The sequence below is a fragment of the Bauldia sp. genome, from assembly GCF_020442045.1.
Lineage (GTDB): Bacteria > Pseudomonadota > Alphaproteobacteria > Rhizobiales > Kaistiaceae > Bauldia.
In genome coordinates, this window is sequence record NZ_JAGRLA010000048.1 from 11,164 (window position 1) to 31,079 (window position 19,916).

Below are 19,916 nucleotides of genomic sequence, written 5' to 3' on the forward strand. Positions count from 1 at the left end.
CTCTAGCCGTTCAGCTTTGCCAGTTCGCCCGGCAAGGTATTCGCCCACTGGCTGATCGAGCCGGCGCCGAGGCAGATCACCGTGTCACCTGGCCGCGCGATGGATACGATCGTCGGGGCCAGATCGTCGCGATCGGCAAGCGAGCGCGCATCGCGATGCCCCCGTGCCTTGAGGCCCTCGACCAGCGCCTCGCCGCTGATCCCGTCGATCGGCGCCTCGCCGGCCGGATAGACCGGCGCGACCACAACCGTGTCGGCATCGTTGAAGCAGGAGCAGAAGTCGTCGAACAGGTCGCGAAGCCGGGTATAGCGATGCGGCTGGACCACCGCGATGACGTGGCCCGGCGTCACCGATCGGGCCGCCTTGAGGACGGCGGCGATCTCGACCGGGTGGTGGCCATAGTCGTCGAAGACGTCGACACCGTTCCAGTCGCCGGTCCGGGTGAAGCGGCGCTTTACCCCGCCGAAGCCGGAAAGGCCGGTCCGGATGGCGTCGTCCGGGACGCCGAGATGAATCGCAATGGCGATCGCGCCGGTCGCGTTCAGCACATTATGTTCGCCGGGGATCGACAGCGTCAGCCCCTCGATCGTCCTGGTCTCGCCCCGCTGGCGGTCGCGAATGACGACGGTGAACATCGTGGTGCGGTTCTCGACGCGAATGTCGACGCAGCGGATGTCGGCCTGCGGGCTCATGCCGTAGGTGATGATCCGGCGGTCCTCGATCTGGCCGATCAGCGACTGCACCTCCGGGTGGTCGATGCACATCACCGCGAAACCGTAGAAGGGCACGTTCTCGACGAACTGCCGGAACGCCGCGCGGATGCCGTCGAAACTCTTGTAGTGGTCGAGATGCTCCGGATCGATATTGGTGACCAGCGCCACGTCGATCGGCAGCTTGACGAAGGTCCCGTCGGACTCGTCCGCCTCGACCACCATCCAGTCGCTGTCACCCATCCGGGCATTGGTGCCATAGGCGTTGATGATGCCGCCATTGATCACCGTCGGGTCGAAGCCGCCGGCATCGAGCAGCGCCGCGACCATCGACGTCGTCGTCGTCTTGCCATGGGTGCCGGCGATGGCGATCGCCTGCTTGAGGCGCATCAGCTCGCCGAGCATCTCGGCACGTCGAACCACCGGCAGCAACCGTTCGCGGGCCGCCCTCAGCTCGGGATTGTCCCGGCGGATCGCCGACGAGACGACCACCACCTGCGCGTCGCCGAGATTGGCCGCGTCATGGCCGATCGCGACCGTGACACCCTTTTCACGCAGGCGCTGGACGTTGGCGTTCTCCGCCACATCCGAGCCCTGGACCGTGTAGCCGAGGTTGACCATCACCTCGGCGATGCCGCTCATGCCGATGCCGCCGATCCCGACGAAATGGACCGGCCCGATATCCAGCGGCATCTTCATGTGTCTGTTTTCCCGTTCGCTTGTTTCTCTCCGGCAACCTTTTCAACGAGGTCGGCGAGATTGTCGACAGCATTCGGCCGCCCGACGCTGCGCGCCGCGGCCGCCGCCGCCGCCGTCCGCTCGGGATGCGCGATCAGATCCTCGAGGTCGCCGGCAAGCCGGTCGGGATTCATGTCGCCCTGCTCGATCATCCAACCGCCCCCTGCCCGCGCCAGGATCGACGCGTTGGCCTTCTGGTCCTGATCGAGAGCATGCGGCAGTGGCACCATGATGGCGGGGCGGCCGATCACCGCCAGTTCGGCCACCGTCGAGGCACCGGAACGGGAGACGACGAGATGGCTGGCGGCGATCCGCCGGGGCATGTCGCTGAAGAAGGATTCGAGCTCGGCCGCGACGCCGAGCGCCCGATAGGCCTTCGCCACACGGTCGATATCCTCCGGCCGGCACTGCTGGGTGACGACCAGCCTGCCGCGCGCGGTCTCCGACAGCTTCGCCGCGGCGGCCGGCACCAGATCGGACAGGAAGCGGGCGCCCTGGCTGCCGCCGAAGGCAAGCAGCCGGAAGGGCTGGTCCGCATCGCGCTCGGGATATGGCGCCTTCGCCGCCTCCAGCACGGCGGCGCGGACCGGGTTGCCGGTCTCGACGACGCGGGCGACGAACTCCTCCGCGCCCTTGACCTTGTCGAAGGCCGTGGCAATCGCCGTCATCCGTTTGGCGAGGAAGCGGTTGGCGCGTCCAAGGACGGCATTCTGGTCATGGACGATGGTCGGAATGCGGGCCTGGGATGCGGCGAGCATCGGCGGCACGGTCGGATAGCCGCCAAAGCCGATGGCAATCACCGGCTTCAGCTGGCGGATCAGCTTGCGCGCGGCGAACCATCCACGGGCGAGACGGACGATGGCCTTGGCCGCGGCGACCGGCGACCTGGTGATCGTCGCCGAAGGGATGATGTGGATCGCCTCGGCCGGGAAGTCCTGCGCATAGGCATCGACGCGATGGTCCGTCGCCAGGTGCACGGTCCAGCCACGCCCGGCGAGCGCCCGGGCCAGCGCCTCGGCCGGAAAGAGATGGCCGCCGGTTCCGCCGGCACAGATAAGGACCAGTTGCGACATTGATTCGTCCTAGGCAGCGCTTTCCCGCATCCGGCCGGGCATGCGTGGCCGGACAGGCCGCGCCTCGGCGCTCCGCCGCGTCAGGGCCAGCAGCAGTCCCATGCCGAAGGCGACCGCGATCATCGACGAACCGCCGTAGGAGATGAAGGGCAGCGTCATGCCCTTGGCCGGCATCAGGCTGAGATTGACCGCGAGGTTGATCACCGACTGGACGCCGAACAGGACGATCAGTCCCGCCGAGGCGAGCCGCGCGAAGGGATCATCCTTGCGGATCGCGTCGGAGAGGCCACGCAGCACGATCAGCATGATCAGGGCGACCAGGCCGACGCAGATGACGATGCCGAATTCCTCCGCCGCGACGGCGAAGATGAAGTCGGTATGGGCGTCCGGCAGGATGCGCTTGACGGTCCCCTCGCCCGGTCCCTGGCCAAGCCAGCCGCCGCTGAGGATCGCCTCCATCGCGGTGTCGACCTGGAAGGTGTCCCCGGATTCGGGCGACAGGAAGCGATCGACCCGCGCCGCCACATGCGGCAGCATCGAATAGGCCGCGAACATGCCACCGATGCCGAGCGCACCAAGGCCGGCGATCCAGATCCACGGAACCCCGGCCATGAAGAACAGCGCGCCCCAGGCGACCGCGATCAGCATCGTCTGGCCGAAATCGGGCTCCGCGATCAGCAGCGCGACGGCGATCCCGAGCAGGATCAGCGCGAAGAGGTTGCCGGGGATATCCGGGCGGCGCTTGTTCTCGGCGAACAGCCAGGCGACGATCACGACGAAGGCCGGCTTCATGAATTCCGACGGCTGCAGCGACAACCCGAGGATGTTGATCCAGCGCCGCGAGCCGTTGTTCTCGATGCCGACCAGCAGCACCGCCAGCATCAGGACCAGCGAGATGACCAGCACCACGAACGCCGCCCGCCGTGCCTGGCGCGGCGTCAGGAAGGAGGTCGCCAGCATCACCGCCATCGCCGGCAGGAAGAAGGCGAGATGCCGGTTGACGAAATGGTAGCTGTCATAGCCGAGGCGCTCGGCGACCGCCGGACTGCCGGCGAGCGACAGCACCACGCCGCCGACCATCAGCGCGATGAACCCGACCAGCAGGAACCTGTCGACCGTCCACCACCATTCGGCAAAGGCGGTTCGATCTGCTCGGCTTACCATCAGGCTGCCTCCTCGCGGTTTCTGACGCCGTCGAGCGACAGCGCAGCGGAGCGGAACGCGTCGCCGCGCCGCTCGAAATTCTGGAACTGGTCATAGGACGCACAGGCCGGCGACAGGAGCACCACCGCCTCCTCGGCGTTATCGAGGAGCGCGTCCCGCGCCGCCGCCTCGACAGCCGCAGCAAGCGTGCCCGACATGTCGACATCGACCGTCGGTTGGAGGCTGGCGGCAAAGCCTTCCGCCGCCTCGCCGATCAGATAGGCCTTGGCGATCTTCGGGAAGAAGCCCCTGAGGCTCTCGATGCCGCCTTCCTTGGCGCGGCCGCCGGCGATCCAGTAGATGCGGTCGAAGCTCGCCAGCGCCCTGGCCGCGGCCTCGGCATTGGTCGCCTTGGAATCGTTGACGAAGATCACCCGCCCGCGCCGCCCGACCTCCTCCATCCGGTGGCGGAGGCCACCGAAAGACACGACGCCCTGGCGGATCGCCTCGACGGACAGGCCGAGTTTCCTGGCGACGGCGACGGCGACCGCGGCGTTCTGGGCATTGTGAAGCCCGCGGAGCGACGGGATGCCGTCGAGCCGCGCGACCTCGGTGGCGGCCCCATTTTCGGCCTCGTAGACGATGCCTCCCTCGACGTAGAAGCCGGAGGCGAGCGGCAGCCGGGTCGAGACCCGCACGATCCGCCGTCCCGCCTGCTCCAGCCGGTCGGCGATCGCCTGGGTGATCTTGTCGTCGACGGCGATCACCGCCGTCTTCGCGGCGGCGACGAGCCGCTCCTTGATCCCCGCGTAGCGCTCCATGGTCCCGTGCCGGTCGAGATGGTCGGGCGTGACGTTGAGCAGGACGCCGAGCGAGGGATTGATGCCGGGCGCAAGGTCGATCTGGAAGGACGAGACCTCGATCACGTGGTAGCGGCCGGTGCGCGGCGGATCGAGCTTGAGGATCGGCGTGCCGATATTGCCGCCGACCTGGGTGTCGCGACCCGCCGACTTGAGCAGATGGCCGATCAGCGCCGTCGTCGTCGACTTGCCGTTGGTCCCGGTGATCGCGACGAAGGGCGACGTCGGCATGCTGCGCTTCCGCTCGCGGCTGAATATCTCGATGTCGCCGATCACCTCGACGCCCGCCGACGCGGCCTTGGCCACCGTCCAGTGCGGGGTCGGGTGGGTCAGCGGCACGCCGGGTGCGAGCACCAGCGCCGCGAAGTCCTTCCAGTCGGACTCGCGCAGGTCGGCGACCGGGATGCCAGCCTCCGCCGCGCCCGCCGCCGCCTCGGCATTGTCGTCCCAGGCCGTGACCAGCGCGCCGCCGGCGACCAGCGCGGCGGCGGTCGCCCGGCCGCTGCCGCCGAGCCCGAAAAGGGCGACGCGCTTGCCGCTGAAGCTGGTGGCGGGGATCATCCTCGTCCTACCTGATCTTCAGCGTCGCGAGGCCGATCAGCGCCAGCATGACGGCGATGATCCAGAAGCGGATGACGATCTGCGGCTCGGTCCAGCCGAGTTCCTCGAAGTGATGATGGATCGGCGCCATCTTGAAGACGCGCTTGCCGGTCAGCTTGTAGGAGCCGACCTGGATGATCACCGACACGGCCTCGAGGACGAAGAGCCCGCCGATGATGGCGAGCACGATCTCGTGCTTGGTGGCGACCGCGACGGCGCCGAGCATGCCGCCGAGCGCCAGCGAGCCGGTGTCGCCCATGAAGATCGCGGCCGGCGGGGCATTGTACCAGAGGAAGCCGAGGCCGGCGCCGATCACCGTCCCGCAGATCACCGCCAGCTCGCCGGTGCCTTGCGTGAAATGGACCTGGAGATAGTCGGCGAAGACGGCGTTGCCGGCGAGATAGGCGATGATGCCGAAGCTCGCCGCTGCGATCATCACCGGCACGATGGCGAGTCCGTCGAGCCCGTCGGTCAGGTTGACCGCGTTGCCTGCGCCGACCACGACGAAGGCGGCGAAAGGCACGAAGAACCAGCCGAGATTGGCGACGACATCCTTGAAGAAGGGGAAGGTCAGCGACGTCGACAGCGGCGCCTGGCCGGCCCAGACGATCAGGAAGCAGGCGACCAGGGCAATGGCGAATTCGATGCCGATCCGCGCCTTGCCGGAGAAGCCCTTGTCGGTCTGCTTGGTGACCTTGAGGTAGTCGTCATAGAGCCCGATCAGGCCGAAGCCGATGGTGACGAACAGGACGATCCAGACATAGGGGCTCGACAGGTCCGCCCATAGCAGCGTCGAGACCAGGAGCCCGGAGAGGATCATCAGCCCGCCCATGGTCGGGGTGCCGATCTTGGTGACCAGGTGGTTCTGCGGCCCGTCGGCGCGGATCGGCTGGCCCTTGCCCTGGCGGACGCGAAGCGCCGAGATGATCGTCGGCCCGAACATGAAGGAGAAGAGCAGCGCCGTGAACGTCGCGCCGCCGGTGCGGAAGGTGATGTAGCGGAAGACGTTGAGGACGGAGATCTCGTCGCCGAACTGGCTGAGGTAGTAGAACATCAGGCGATTTCCCGTCCCTGCTCGCTGCCGGAGGCCGCGCCTTCGAAGCGCGACCTGAGGGCGGCGACGAGCGGCCCCATGCGACTGGCATTCGACCCCTTGACCATCACCACATCTCCCGGCCGGAGCGCCTCGGCGACGATCGGTTCGAGTTCCGCCGCGGTTTCCGCATAGGCACCGCGTCGCGAGTCGGGCAATGCCTCCCACAGCGCCATCATCTCCGGTCCGGCGAGAAAGACCATGTCGACGCCGGCCTCGACGAGGGCCTCGCTGAGATCGGCATGCATCGCCGCCGATTCGACGCCGAGCTCGAGCATGTCGCCGAGCACGGCGATGCGCCGGCCCTCGCCCGGCGGCACCGACTGCCCGAGCAGGGCGATCGCGGCGCGCATCGACACCGGATTGGCGTTGTAGCTCTCGTCGATCAGCGTCGCGCTGCCCGCTGCCAGGTCGAGCCGCAGGCGCGCGCCGCGACCGCCAGGCGCGGTCATGCGACCGAGCGCGGTGGCGGCCGCCTCGAGATCGCCGCCGAGCAGATCCACCGCGGCGAGAACCGCGAGGCTGTTCTGGATCATGTGGCGGCCCGGCGCGCCGAGCTCATAGGTCACCTCGGTGCCGAGGATCGTCGCCAGCACGCCCGAGCTTTCCGGCTTCATGTCGATCGCCTCGACCCGCGCTTCCGCTTCCGGATGCTCGCCGAAGCCGATAATCGTCTCGACCCCCGCCTCGCGCGCCAGCGAGGCGAGCAGGTCGAAATAGTCGTTGTCGCGGTTGAGGATCGCGGCCCCACCTGGCTCGACCCCGAGGAAGATCTCGGCCTTGGCCCTGGCAATCTCCTCGACGCCGCCGAAATATTCGAGGTGAACCGGCGCGACGGTGGTGATGATCGCGACATGCGGGCGCACCATCCTGACCAGTGGCTCGATCTCGCCAGCGTGGTTCATGCCGATCTCGAAGATGCCGACCTCGGCCTCCGGAGGCATGCGCGACAGGGTCAGCGGCACGCCCCAGTGATTGTTGAAGGATGCCGGGGAGGCATGGACCGCCCGGCTCGGCGAGAGCGCCCGGGCAAGCATCGCCTTGGTGCCGGTCTTGCCGACGCTGCCGGTCACCGCCGCGATCCGCGCCTGACTGCGGCCGCGGGCCGCGCGGCCCAGCCTGACGAGCGCCTGGAGGACATCGTCGACGACGATCAGCGTCCCGGTGATATGGCCGAGAGCGGCAAGCCTGGCCTCGGAGATCACGGCGACGCCGGCGCCACCGGCCATCGCCATCGTCACGAAATCATGGCCGTCGAAATTGTCGCCGCGAATGGCGAAGAAGGCGTCGCCGGGCTGCACCGTGCGGCTGTCGATCGAGATGCCCGACACCGCTTCGCGGGACACCCCCACCGGACGTCCCTCGATGGCGGCGACGAATGCGTCGAATGTCCACAATGGCGCGCTCATGCCGCCTCCTCCGACCCAAGCACCGAGCGCACCACCTGATGATCGGAGAAAGGCAACTCCTCGGAGCCGACGATCTGGCCGGTCTCATGCCCCTTGCCGGCGACGCAGAGCACGTCGCCCGGGCCGAGCGACGCAATCGCAACACGAATCGCCTCCCGCCGATCGCCGATCTCGGTCGCGCCGGGGGCGCCCTGGAGGATCGCCCGGCGGATTTCGGCGGGATCCTCGCTGCGCGGATTGTCGTCGGTGACGAAGACAGCGTCGGCATTGGCGGCCGCCGCCTCGCCCATCAGCCGGCGCTTGCCGGGATCGCGATCGCCGCCGGCGCCGAAGACGATGACCAGGCGGCCGGCGGTCATCGGCCGCAGTGCCCTGAGCGCCGAGGTAACGGCATCGGGCTTGTGGGCATAGTCGATGAAGACGAGCGCGCCATTCGCCTTGCGCCCGGCAAGCTCAAGCCGCCCGGTCGCGCCTTCGAGACCGGGAAGCGCTCCGAAAGCGGTCTCCGGATCGATGCCGGCGCCGATCGCCAGCCCGGCCGCGACCAGCGCATTCGACGCCTGGAAGGTACCGGCGAGCGGCAGGAGCAGATCGTAAGGCTTGCCAAAACCCTCGAAACGGAGGCGCTGGCGGAAGCCGGCCGCCTCGATGTCGATGAGCCTGATCTCCGTCCCGGCCAGCCCGACGCGCACCAGCTCGGCGCCACGATCGCGGGCCGCGGCGAGAGCGTCCTCGCCATGGGCGCCGTCCATGTCGATCACCGCCGCGCCGTCCGCCGGCAGGATCGTCGTGAAGAGCCGGAGCTTGGCGGCGAGGTAGTCGGCAACGGTCGGGTGATAGTCCATGTGGTCGCGGCCGAGATTGGTGAAGCCGGCCGCGTCGATCCGGATGCCGTCGAGACGGCGCTGGTCGAGGCCGTGGCTCGAGGCTTCGAGCGCGGCGTGGGTCACGCCCTCGCGCGCCAGCCTGTCGAGCGCTTCGTGCAACGCGACCGGATCGGGGGTCGTCAGCCGGCCATAGGTGCTCCAGCGGCGGCTGGCGACGCCGATCGTGCCGAGGCTGGCCGCCTCGTGACCGGCCGCGGTGAAGATCTCGCGGACGAAGCTTGCGACCGAGGTCTTGCCGCTCGTCCCGGTCACCGCCACGAGGTGGTCCGGCTGGAGTGGATGGAACCGCGACGCGATCAGCGCGAATGCCCGCCGGGGATCGTCGGCGCGCAAGACCGGCACGCCCGGCATGGCGGGGATTTCCACATCCGGACCGGCAAGCACGGCGACCGCTCCGGCGGCGACCGCGTCGCCGACGAAACGCGCGCCGTCGGTCGTCGATCCGGGCAGCGCGGCAAAAAGAAAGCCCCGCCCGACAGCCCGGCTGTCCGACGTGATCCCGTTGATGTCGACCGTGCCCGCGTCCGGCGCGATCGTCACGTCCCCGTCGATGAGGTCCCCGAGAAGCATATCCCGCGCTGGTTTCGGTTGTGCGATTTCATCGACGTTGCCCCCTCAATTCGACACTAGGACGACGCCGTCTTGGATGGTCCTTGGCTTGACCCCGAGAAGTGCCGCCGAACGTCGAATGACGGCCTGGACCGTCGGCGCGGCGTTCCATCCCGCAGTGGTGCCGGAACTTTCATTCTCCCGCTTCGGTTCGTCAAGCACGACGAGGACGACATATTGCGGATCGTCCATCGGAAAGGCCGCAAGGAAGGAATTCAGCCTTTTGTTGGCGGAGTACCCCCCGGCGACCGCCTTTTCGGCCGTTCCGGTCTTTCCGCCGACATTATAGCCGGGAACCGCCGCCCGGCGCCCGGACCCCTTTTCGACATTGAGGGTAAAGAGGTCGCGCATGTGCCGGCTGGTCTCCTCGCTGACCATCCGTGTCGCGAGCTTGTCGGCTTCGGCGCGGCTTCGTTTCAGAAAGGTCGGCGGGATCATCATGCCACCATTGACCAGCGCCGCGTCGGCGACCGCCACCTGAAGCGGCGTCACCGCAATGCCATGGCCGAAGGCAACCGTCATCGTGGTCAGGTCCGACCAGCGCTTCGGCAGCATCGGCGGCGCCAGCTCCGGCAGGTCGGTGTCCACCTTGTCGAAGAAGCCGAACTTGCGGAGATAGGCCTGCTGCCCCTCCTTGCCGACCTTCAGCGCCATCCGGGCGGAGCCGATATTCGACGAATAGATGAACACCTCGGGGACCGTCAGCACCCGGTGCTTGCCGTGGAAGTCGTTGATCGTGAAGCGGCCGACACGCAGCGCATGCGACGCGTCGATGCGGTCGTTCATCGTCACCGCACCGGAATCGAGCGCCATGGCGAAGGTGAAGCTCTTGAAGATCGAGCCGAGCTCGTAGACACCGGCGGTGATGCGGTTCAGCCGGTCGGGCTTGTTCGCGTCGACCGGGTTGTTCGGATCGAAGTCGGGGAGCGACGCCAGCGCCATCACCTCGCCGGTATGGGCATCGAGGATGATCCCCGACGCGGCGATCGCATCATAGCGATCCATCGCCTGGGCCAGCTCGTCATGCAGGATGTGCTGGACGTCGATGTCGATCGACAGCTGGACGGGATCGAGCTCCTCGCCACGCGCGAAGCCGGCGGCATGGAGGTCGGCCAGCCACCGGTCGTCGACATATTTCTCGATGCCGGCAATGCCCTGATTGTCGACATTGACCAGCCCGAGCACATGGGCGGCGGTCGCGCCAGCCGTATAGAAGCGCCGGTTCTCGGTCAGGAAGCCGATGCCGGGGATGCCGAGCGAATGGATCTTCTCCCGCTGCTTCGGCGTGATCTCGCGCTTGATCCAGACAAAGCCGGCATTGCCGGTCAGCCGCTTGCGCAGGGCGGCGACGTCCAGCCCGGGCAGGACGGTCCCGATCGCCTCGGCCGCCTCGTCGGGATCGATGATGTTGCGTGGTTCGCCATAGACCGACGAGGTCCTGATGTCGGCGGCAAGCACCTCGCCGTTGCGGTCGACAAGGTCCGGACGCCCCGTCGCAATCGCGTCATTCGGATTGACGCTGCTCCTGCCGGTCGTCGGATCGGTCAGTCCGAGGCTGACCAGCCGGCCGATGATCGCGACGAAGGCGAGCGTGAAGACGATCATCGCGAGGCGGATGCGCGGGCGCATCGAATCGCGGCCCTCCTGTCTTGCCCGCTTCGGAACGCGCGGCCGATGGACGGCCTTTTCCGCCGCGCTTTCCTTTCGCGCCGCCTCGGATGGCATGGCCGTGAGATCGATGCCGGTCATCGTCCTCGTCCTAGTTCGCCGCGACGGCTTCGGCGGCCGCGGCCAGCGTCGTCGCCTCGGGCGGCTCCGTCTCGGGCCGCTTCGGAATCTGGTCGAGCGTCGCCACCTGCGAGGCGGAGAATGGCTCGAGCTGGAAATGGTCCTTGTATTTCTCGACCAGCGCCTGGAGGCGGCTCGGCTGCGAAAGCAGGCTCCACTCCGTCTTCAGCAGGGCGATCTCCTCGCGCTCCTTGGCGATATTGGCGTGGAGCCGCGCGACCCGGTTGGCGACCACCTCCGCCTCGTGCTTGAGGTTGTAGGTGATCACCGCGGTGGCGATCATCAGGCCGAGCAGCACGACGTTGAAGACTCGCCTCATGAGGTCCTCCCTGTCGGAAATGATGGCAGCGCCGGAACCCCGATCGCCGCCCTGTCGAGGGCGCGCACCGGCGCCGCGGTTCGCCGCGCCGCCCTCAGCCGTGCCGAGCGGGCGCGGGGATTGGCGTCGATTTCGGCCTTGCCCGGCGCAACGGCGCTTCGCGTCAGCAGGGCGAAGGTCGGCGGCGCGAGCTCCGCTTCCGGCATGTGGCGCGAACCGCCGGCGCGTTCAGCCGAACGCTCGGCCAGGAACCGCTTGACGATCCGGTCCTCGAGCGAATGGAAGGCGACCACGACGAGGCGTCCGCCCTCGGCCAGCACCCGCTCCGAGGCGGCGAGCGCGTCGGCGAGCTCATCGAGCTCGCGATTGACGAAGATACGGAGCGCCTGGAAGGTCCGGGTCGCCGGATGGATCTCGCCGAACTTGCGATGGCCGACGGCGCGCGAAACGATCTCGGCAAGCTCGGCGGTCGTCGCGATCGGGCTTTCGCTGCGCGCCCTGGCGATTGCCGCGGCTACCGCGCGGGCCTTGCGCTCCTCGCCGAGCACGGCGATGACGCGGGCGAGGTCGCGCGGCTCCATGGCGTTGACCACGTCACCGGCGGTCGGGCCGTCACCGCCCATCCGCATGTCGAGCGGCCCGTCGAAGCGGAAGGAGAAGCCGCGCTCGGCCTCGTCGAGCTGCATCGACGAGACGCCGATATCGAGCACGACGCCATCGACCGTCGCAGAGCCATGTTCGGCGGCAAGACGGTCGAGGTCGGAGAAGTTGCCCTCGACCAGCGTCAGCCGCCCGCCGCTCGCATCGACCAGGCTCCGCCCCGCCGCAAGCGCATGCCGGTCGCGATCGATGGCAATGACCGACGCGCCGCGATCGAGGATGCGGCGGGTATAGCCCCCGGCCCCGAAGGTCCCGTCGATGATGGTGCCGCCGGCCGCGGGCGCCAGATGCTCGATCACCTCGTCGATCAGGACGGGGACGTGCCGGACCGGTCCGCCAGCGACGCCGTCATCCACGGTGCCGCGGCCCGCGCTCATGTCCCCACCTCCGGACCGGCGCCCGCCGGCCGGCGGCCGGCCCCCAGCGACCGCCTGAGATCGCGCAGCCGGTTCTTGGCCTCCTCGCGATAGGCGGCGAAGCGTTCCGGCTCCCAGATCTGGAACTTGTAGCCCTGACCGACGAAGGTCACCCGCTCGCCGATCCCCGCATGCTCGCGGATCGTGTCGGTGAGGACGACGCGCCCCTCGCGGTCGTGTTTGAGGATCTCGCTCTCGCCGATCAGCGTCGTCGACAGGTACTCGTGATCCTCCGAGAAGGGCTCGAAATTGGCGAGGCTCGACCGGATGATGTCGCGGAAGCGGTTGCCTCCGGCGTCGATCGCCTGTCGATCGAGCGTCGGGCAGCAGTAGATCCCGTCGAAGCCGTCCACCGCCAACACCGACCGGAACGGCGCCGGAATCGACACCCGCCCCTTGGCGTCGAGCCGATTTGTGAAGGTTGAAACGAACTCGTCCATCCACCTCGACCGCCCCATCGCGCGGCGCGGTTTCCCGCGCGATCCCTCGCGGAACCCGGTCGGCCGCACGCCTTGCGTCCGCTCCGCTCCGACCGAAGCCTCGGGACCCGCCGAAAACGGCGCCCCGACCTTCGTTTGGGATTACATGGGATACCATGGGATTTTAAGGGCAGTCAATGCGCGATGGACCACGCCGGCACCCGGCGCTCGTCGCACAGTCATGCCTTGTTAGGCTTAATATTTCGTGTGGATCGGGAGTGGGCGCGGGGCCGCGCGAAGACGGGCGACGCCGCCGCCCTTTCGGGCGACGGCGTCCCAATCGCGCCAGTTGGCCTGTAAGCCGGGTTCTGTACGGCGGCGTCTCCGCCGCGTGACGGCCATTCATCTTGGGCGCCCGTTACCGGACGCCTCGCGCAACCTACCCGGACGACTGACCCGGAAACGCGGTCTGAGGCGAACCTCGCGTCGTCCCTATTCGGTCTTGCTCCCGGTGGGGTTTACCATGCCGGTCCCGTTGCCGGGCCCGCGGTGGGCTCTTACCCCACCCTTTCACCCTTACCCGACAGGCCGGAGCCGGCCGGGCGGTTTGCTTTCTGCGGCACTTTCCCTGGGGTCGCCCCCGCCGGGCGTTACCCGGCACCGTGTTTCCATGGAGCCCGGACTTTCCTCTCCGGCGGCGTTTCCACCTTGCCGGAGCGGCCGTCCGGCCAGCTGACGGGGCTGAGATAGGCGCTGGCACCGGCGCCGGTCAAGCCGTCCCCCGACCAGGCACGGTCGCGATCAGCCGGTCAAGCGTCCTGACCGTCGACACGTCGGCCACGCCATCGAAGCGCGCCTGACGGAAATGGCGCTGGAAGGCGACGACCACCGCTTCGGTCACGGGCCCGAAATCCGACTCTTCGTCAATGGCATAGCCGTATTGCCTGAATCGGTGCTGGAGGTCGCTTACGCCGCCTCCCCGGTCGCCGCGCTTCAGCACCGACCCGGCGACGACCGGCTCCGGCTGCACCCAGTGACCGATGCCGGCGGCATGGAGCACCTGCCACGGAAACAGCTCGCCCGGATCCTCCTTGCGGTCGGGCGCGACATCGGAATGCGCCAGCACCCGCTCGGGCGGGATCGGATGGCGGGCGAGGATCCCTTGTGAGAGCGCGACCAGCGCCGCGATCTGCGGCGCGGCGAAGGCACGGTAGCCGTGCTCATGGCCGGGATGGGCGAGCTCGATGCCGATCGAGCGGGAGTTGATGTCGCCCTCCCCGGCCCAGATTCCCCTGCCGGCATGCCAGGCGCGGCGCTCCTCGTCGACCAGTTGCACGGTCCGCCCGTCCTCGAAAATGAAGTAGTGGCTGGAGACCTCGGACCTTGGATCGGAGAGCCAGGACAGCGCCCCCTCCGCTGTCTTCATGCCCGTGTAGTGAAGAAGCAGGATATCGACACGCACCCCCGGCGCGCGTGGTCCGTGGTTGGGCGACGGGTGCTGTTCGATCGCGGGGGCCGCTACCATCATTGCCATTCCCGATTCGCTGTCTGGGATAGCCGATGGCGCATCATGAAACCACCTGCCTGTCCCGCGCGCCATGAGCGGCCCGGTCCCGCACCCGCGCGGGGTTGAAAGACTCGTCGCCGCCCTCGGATTCCTGGCCGGCCTGGGCCTCTCGCACGGCTTCGCCTGATCAGCCGCGCTCCAGCAGGATCTGCTCCCAGGCCCTGTTGATCGCGGCCATCCGGTCATGGGCGAGCGTCAGGGCCTCCGGCGGCAGGCCGCGGCCGATCAGGGCGTCGGGATGGTTCTCGGCCGCGAGCTGGCGATAACGAGTCCTGATCTCGGCAAGGCCCATCGATCGCTCGACGCCGAGGATTCGATAGGGATCGCCGCCTTCCGGCACGATGTGCCGCGCCGCGATCCGGTCGAAGCACCGCTGGTCGATGCCGAAGATCGTGGCAACGCGCTCGAGGAAGACGAGCTCCGCGTCGTGGATGACGCCGTCCGCGCCGGCGATGGTGAACAGCCCGTCGACCACATCCTCCAGCGCCCGCGTGTCGCCCTCGTAGAGCCGGGCGATTCGCGCGGCATAGGTTTCGAAGCCGGCGACATCCCGCTTGGCGAGATCGAACAGGCGCACGACATTCCGTTCCTCCGAAGCGGGCATCGCGAACAGGCGGCGGAAGCTGGCGACCTCGTCGGAGGTAACCACGCCATCGGCCTTCGCCATCTTGGCCGACAGCGCGATCAGGGCGATCGAGAAGGCCACCTGCCGTCGGGTCTCGGTGTCGCCGATCGCGGTAAAGGCGCTGCCGAGCCACTCGACCAGGGCGCCGACCGCCCCCGCTCCGCCTTCGGCAACCTCACCGATCCAGGTCCAAATGCTCATGCTTCAGTCCATGCAATTCCGGGGCCTGCACCGACCGGAGCGTGTCGCAACGGCGGACGCCGCCGCCGGAGCGTGGCCCGGGTCGCGGTCGGACAGGATCAGGGTTTGGTCACCGTCAGGTTGTCGAAGCCGAAGGCGGCGACGCCGGTCGGCGGCGATGCCGCGAAGACGCCGATCTGCTGGCCGTTGTCGGGCGGCGAGCCCTCCAGCTCCTCGAACTTCTGGCCGTTGACGTAGAAGGTCGCGTGGCTGCCGATCGTCGTCACCTGCAGCTCGTTGATCGCTCCATTGCCCTGGTTGGCGATTCCGGCCTCGCGCCATTCGACCTGGGCGAGCCATTTGCCGCGCTGCCGCCGCCAGACCGAAGCCTTGCCGTTGGGCGCCAGCTCGAAGACGTAGAAATTGTTGGCATCGGTGTACCAGAAAACGAGACCGGCCTTGGATTCCAGCGGATCGACTTCGGTGATCGTGGTCATCGTGACGCACATATCGATGTCGTCGTAGAGATTCGCTGAATTGGCCGACCAGTAGTATGTATCTGCGGGCGGGCGGATTTCGAGCTGGCTGTTAACGACCTTCAAGGAATCGGTTTCCGTTCCCCAGGTTGGCTGTAGCCTGTCGAAGCTGTCCTGATAGAGAATCGAACTTCCCTGACACGCGGCAAAGGCAGCGCCGCCAAGGCCAGACCAGGCAAGCAAGGCGACAATGATTGAAACGAATTTCATTTCCTACTCCAACCGATCCCGACGCCGGTTACGGCGGAATCTAATGCCCGGGGGCGGCAAAACCTAGGGCAAGTTCCCGCGCCGCCGAAAGCGTCGCAAGCCCCCGTCTTCATCCAGCAACCGTCCTTGCTACCGTCCCTGAACGGGAACTGCCATTCAATGCAAACCACTTCCACCGGAAAATGGGATTTTTGGATCGACCGCGGCGGTACATTCACTGACGTCATAGCGCGCGACCCCGAGGGGCGACTCTCTTCTACCAAATTGCTGTCGGAAGATCGCACCGAATTCCGTGATTCAGCCATCAACGGCATCCGCAGGCTGATGGGACTCGACAACGGCGAGTGGATCAAGCCGGAATTGGTGGCCACCGTCAAAATGGGTACGACGGTCGCGACCAACGCGCTGCTCGAGAGGAAGGGTGACCGGGTCCTCCTGCTGACCACGGCCGGATTCCGCGACGCGCTCGAGATCGGCTACCAGGCGCGCAGCGACATCTTCGCGCGCAAGATCGTCAAGCCGGAGCTTCTCCACGAGCGGGTCAGCGAAGTCGAGGAACGCGTCCGCGCCGACGGGACCGTCGAGAAGGCGCTGGACCAGGTCGAGATACGGCGTCATCTCGTATCCGCCTGGGACGCCGGCATCCGCGCGGTCGCCGTGGTCTTCATGCATGCCTGGGCCTGGCCCGAGCATGAGCGGCAGGTCGCGGAGATGGCGCGGCGGATGGGCTTCCCGCAGGTATCGGCGAGCCACGAGGTGTCGCCGCTGATCAAGCTGGTCGGTCGCGGCGATACGACCGTGGTCGACGCCTATCTGTCGCCCCTGCTTCGCCGCTATGTGCTCAAGGTCGCCCAGGAGCTGGACAGCCCGGCGACGACCCGCACCATCACCGAGCCGCTTCCCATGCGCGAGGACAACACCCCGCAGCTGATGTTCATGCAATCCTCCGGCGGCCTGACCGACGCCGGCCTGTTCCATGGCAAGGACGCCATCCTCTCCGGTCCGGCCGGCGGCGTCGTCGCGGCGGTCGAGACAGCCCGGCTCGCCGGCTTCGACAAGGTGATCGGCTTCGACATGGGCGGCACCTCCACCGACGTCTCGCATTTCGACGGCGACTACGAGCGTGCCTTCGAGACCGAGGTGGCGGGCGTGCGGATGCGCGCGCCGATGATGCGGATCAACACGGTCGCCGCCGGTGGCGGCTCGATCCTCAGATACGAGCAGGGCCGCTATCAGGTCGGCCCGCAATCGGCCGGCGCGACGCCGGGACCGGCCTGCTATCGGCGCGGCGGACCGCTCGCCGTCACCGACGCCAACCTGATGGTCGGCAAGCTGCTGCCGGAGTATTTTCCGCATATCTTCGGCGAGCACCACGACCAGCCGCTCGATGCGGATGTCGTCGTCGAGCGCTTCACCGCACTCGCCGCGGAAACCGGCACGGGCCTGGCGCCGGAGGCGGTCGCCGACGGCTTCCTGCATATCGCCGTCGAGAATATGGCCAATGCGATCAAGACGATCTCGGTCCAGCGCGGCCACGACGTCACCGAATATGTCCTGAACTGCTTCGGCGGCGCCGGCGGCCAGCACGCCTGCCTCGTCGCCGATACGCTCGGCATCGGCACGGTCCTGATCCACCCCTTCTCCGGGGTCCTCTCCGCCTATGGAATGGGCCTCGCCGATATCCGCGCGACGCGGAACCGGGCGGTGATGAAGCCTCTCGAAGACGCGGCTTCGCTGAGGGCGGTCGAGACGGAGCTCGAGAAGGAGGCCGCTGGCGAGCTGGATGAGCAGGATGTCGCCGCCGCCGACATCGACATCGTGGTCCGCGCCCACATCCGCTACGAGGGAACGGACACGACGCTGCCGGTGACGGTTCTGGAAACCGCCTTGAGCAATCCGTCCCGCCCGCCCCTGATGCCGCCCCCGGAGATCGCCGCGGCTTTCGAACGGGCGCATCGCTCCCAATACGGCTTCGCCTTCGAGGAGAAGCCGCTCGTCGTCGAGTCGCTCGAGGTCGAGGCGATCGGCGGCGGCGCCGATATCGACGAGGCGCCGCAGCCGCTGTCGACCGAGCCTGTCGCACCCTCGCGCGACACGCGCTTCTATTCCGGCGGCGCCTGGCACGATGCCGGCGTCTACCTCCGCGACCATCTTGCGCCGGGCAACACCATCGCGGGTCCCGCGCTGATCATCGAGGCGCATCAGACGGTCGTCATCGAACCCGGCTGGCAGGCAGCCGTCACGGCGCGGGACCACATCGTCATGACCCGGGCGGTGCCGCTTCCGAAGCGCCGGGCGATCGGCACCGAGGCGGATCCGGTCATGCTCGAGGTCTTCAACAACCTCTTCATGTCGATCGCCGAGCAGATGGGCGTCACCCTTCAGAACACAGCCTATTCGGTGAACATCAAGGAGCGCCTCGACTTCTCCTGCGCGCTCTTCGATGCCGAGGGCCGGCTCGTCGCCAACGCCCCGCACATGCCCGTCCATCTCGGATCGATGGACCGCTCGGTCGAGTCCATCATCCGCCAGAATGCCGGCGACATTCAGCCCGGCGACGTCTTCGCGCTGAACGCCCCCTATAACGGCGGCACCCACCTGCCCGACATCACGGTCTGCACGCCGGTCTTCGCCCAAGAGACGCGGAGCGCCGAAGGCGCGACGGGGAAAGGAACAAGAGGCGAGGAGCGCCGCGAGGCGCGACAGGGAGACAAACAAGAGGCGCGGAGCGCCGAAGGCGCGACAGGGAAAAGGCAAGAGGCGAGGAGCGCCGAAGGCGCGACAGGGAAAAGGCAAGAGGCGAGGAGCGCCGAAGGCGCGACGGGGAAACGGCAAGAGAACCAGATCCTGTTCTGGGTCGCGGCCCGCGGCCACCATGCCGATGTCGGCGGCTCGGCGCCCGGCTCGATGACGCCGCTCGCCACCACGGTCGACGAGGAAGGCGTCCTCATCGACAATTTCCGTCTCGTCGAGCGCGGTCGCTTCCGCGAGGCGGAACTCGTCGAACTGCTGACGAGGCATCCCTGGCCGTGCCGCAACGTCACCCAGAACGTCGCCGACTTGAAGGCCCAGGTCGCCGCCAACGAGCGTGGCGTCCACGAACTCAACCGGATCGTCAGGCATTACGGCCTCGACGTCGTCCGCGCCTATATGGGCCATGTCCAGGACAATGCGGCGGAGAGCGTCCGCCGGGTGATCGACGCGCTCAGCGACTCCGAGTTCGAGGTCGAGACCGACCAGGGCGCGGTAATCCGGGTGAAGATCACGGTCGATCGCGAGAAGCGGGAGGCGGTTGTCGACTTCACCGGCACCAGCCCGGAGCAGCGGACGAACTTCAATGCTCCCGAGCCGGTCACCCGCGCCGCGGTGCTCTACTGCTTCCGGGTCATGGTCGACGACGCGATCCCGATGAATGCCGGCTGCCTGCGGCCGCTCCGCATCGTCATCCCGGAAGGATCGATGCTGTCGCCGCGCTATCCCGCCGCCGTCGTAGCGGGCAATGTCGAGACCAGCCAGCAGGTCACCAATTGCCTGTTCGGCGCGCTGAGGGCGATGGCCGCCGCCCAGGGCACGATGAACAACCTCACCTTCGGCAACGACACGGTGCAGTATTACGAGACGATCTGTTCCGGCGCCCCGGCCGGTCCCGGTTTCGACGGCGTCGATGCCGTCCACACCCACATGACCAACTCCCGCCTCACCGACCCCGAAATACTCGAATACCGCTTCCCCGTCCTGCTCGAGGATTTCCACATCCGCAAGGGCACCGGCGGCAAGGGCAGATGGTCGGCCGGCGGCGGCACCGAGCGGACCATCCGCTTCCTCGAGGACATGGACTGCGCGATCCTCTCCTCGCATCGCAAGGTCCATCCACACGGTCTCGAAGGCGGCGGCACCGGCCGGCTCGGCAAGACCAGCGTCCGGCGGAAGGACGGAAGCGTCGAAACCCTCGCGGGATGCGACCAGACGCGGATGTCGTCCGGTGACGCGATCATCGTCACGACGCCGACCGGCGGCGGCTACGGCAAGGTCTGAGAACGGGTTACGCGGCCTTCGGCATCCGCGCCCGGCAGG

General features: G+C 67.8%; 15 protein-coding genes and 1 other RNA gene. 1 reads left to right on the forward strand and 15 read right to left on the reverse strand.

What is annotated here, in order from left to right; all coding sequences use genetic code 11:
• Nucleotides 1-2: 2 nt before the first annotated feature.
• The 15 genes from murC to KDJ86_RS05525 form a co-directional block, all read right to left on the reverse strand.
• Complete coding sequence (gene murC, locus KDJ86_RS05455) at nt 3-1,409, reverse strand: UDP-N-acetylmuramate--L-alanine ligase (RefSeq protein ID WP_291743775.1); 1,407 nt, start codon at nt 1,407-1,409, stop codon at nt 3-5.
• Nucleotides 1,406-2,521, reverse strand: coding sequence for an undecaprenyldiphospho-muramoylpentapeptide beta-N-acetylglucosaminyltransferase (gene murG / locus KDJ86_RS05460; protein WP_291743776.1), 1,116 nt, complete (start codon nt 2,519-2,521; stop codon nt 1,406-1,408). The genes murC and murG overlap by 4 nt, the downstream gene beginning before the upstream one ends.
• Before the next feature lie 9 nt (nt 2,522-2,530).
• Nucleotides 2,531-3,685 (reverse strand): putative lipid II flippase FtsW, encoded by a 1,155-nt coding sequence (gene ftsW / locus KDJ86_RS05465; protein ID WP_291743778.1) that lies wholly within the window; start codon nt 3,683-3,685, stop codon nt 2,531-2,533.
• Nucleotides 3,685-5,085 carry a UDP-N-acetylmuramoyl-L-alanine--D-glutamate ligase gene (murD, locus tag KDJ86_RS05470; protein WP_291743780.1) on the reverse strand — a complete coding sequence of 467 codons (1,401 nt, stop codon included), beginning with the start codon at nt 5,083-5,085 and terminating at the stop codon, nt 3,685-3,687. Before murD ends, ftsW begins: the two co-directional genes overlap by 1 nt.
• 7 nt (nt 5,086-5,092) lie before the next feature.
• Nucleotides 5,093-6,178: a phospho-N-acetylmuramoyl-pentapeptide-transferase gene (mraY, locus tag KDJ86_RS05475; RefSeq protein ID WP_291743782.1), complete on the reverse strand. Its 1,086-nt coding sequence runs from the start codon at nt 6,176-6,178 to the stop codon at nt 5,093-5,095.
• Entirely contained in the window at nt 6,178-7,626 is a 1,449-nt protein-coding gene (locus KDJ86_RS05480) for a UDP-N-acetylmuramoylalanyl-D-glutamyl-2,6-diaminopimelate--D-alanyl-D-alanine ligase (protein ID WP_291743784.1), read from the reverse strand. Before KDJ86_RS05480 ends, mraY begins: the two co-directional genes overlap by 1 nt.
• Complete coding sequence (locus KDJ86_RS05485; protein ID WP_291743786.1) at nt 7,623-9,083, reverse strand: UDP-N-acetylmuramoyl-L-alanyl-D-glutamate--2,6-diaminopimelate ligase; 1,461 nt, start codon at nt 9,081-9,083, stop codon at nt 7,623-7,625. The genes KDJ86_RS05480 and KDJ86_RS05485 overlap by 4 nt, the downstream gene beginning before the upstream one ends.
• A gap of 45 nt (nt 9,084-9,128) precedes the next feature.
• Nucleotides 9,129-10,871: a peptidoglycan D,D-transpeptidase FtsI family protein gene (locus KDJ86_RS05490; RefSeq protein ID WP_291743788.1), complete on the reverse strand. Its 1,743-nt coding sequence runs from the start codon at nt 10,869-10,871 to the stop codon at nt 9,129-9,131.
• 10 nt (nt 10,872-10,881) lie between these two features.
• Nucleotides 10,882-11,229, reverse strand: a complete 348-nt coding sequence (gene ftsL / locus KDJ86_RS05495; protein WP_291743791.1) for a cell division protein FtsL — start codon at nt 11,227-11,229, stop codon at nt 10,882-10,884.
• Nucleotides 11,226-12,266, reverse strand: a complete 1,041-nt coding sequence (gene rsmH, locus KDJ86_RS05500; protein ID WP_291743793.1) for a 16S rRNA (cytosine(1402)-N(4))-methyltransferase RsmH — start codon at nt 12,264-12,266, stop codon at nt 11,226-11,228. The genes ftsL and rsmH overlap by 4 nt, the downstream gene beginning before the upstream one ends.
• Nucleotides 12,263-12,745 carry a division/cell wall cluster transcriptional repressor MraZ gene (mraZ, locus tag KDJ86_RS05505; protein WP_291743794.1) on the reverse strand — a complete coding sequence of 161 codons (483 nt, stop codon included), beginning with the start codon at nt 12,743-12,745 and terminating at the stop codon, nt 12,263-12,265. Before mraZ ends, rsmH begins: the two co-directional genes overlap by 4 nt.
• Nucleotides 12,746-13,065: 320 nt before the next feature.
• Nucleotides 13,066-13,460: RNase P RNA component class A (rnpB, locus tag KDJ86_RS05510), an RNA gene on the reverse strand.
• A gap of 33 nt (nt 13,461-13,493) precedes the next feature.
• Nucleotides 13,494-14,249 (reverse strand): peptidoglycan recognition protein family protein, encoded by a 756-nt coding sequence (locus KDJ86_RS05515; RefSeq protein ID WP_291743796.1) that lies wholly within the window; start codon nt 14,247-14,249, stop codon nt 13,494-13,496.
• Nucleotides 14,250-14,418: 169 nt separating this feature from the next.
• Nucleotides 14,419-15,117: a TerB family tellurite resistance protein gene (locus KDJ86_RS05520; protein WP_291743798.1), complete on the reverse strand. Its 699-nt coding sequence runs from the start codon at nt 15,115-15,117 to the stop codon at nt 14,419-14,421.
• Nucleotides 15,118-15,215: 98 nt separating this feature from the next.
• Nucleotides 15,216-15,698 carry a hypothetical protein gene (locus KDJ86_RS05525; RefSeq protein ID WP_291743800.1) on the reverse strand — a complete coding sequence of 161 codons (483 nt, stop codon included), beginning with the start codon at nt 15,696-15,698 and terminating at the stop codon, nt 15,216-15,218.
• 303 nt (nt 15,699-16,001) lie between these two features.
• On the opposite strand from KDJ86_RS05525, the gene KDJ86_RS05530 reads away from it, so the two are divergent.
• A complete protein-coding gene (locus KDJ86_RS05530) occupies nt 16,002-19,877 on the forward strand; it encodes a hydantoinase B/oxoprolinase family protein (protein ID WP_291743802.1) in 3,876 nt (1,291 codons plus the stop codon).
• The last annotated feature ends 39 nt before the right edge of the window (nt 19,878-19,916 follow it).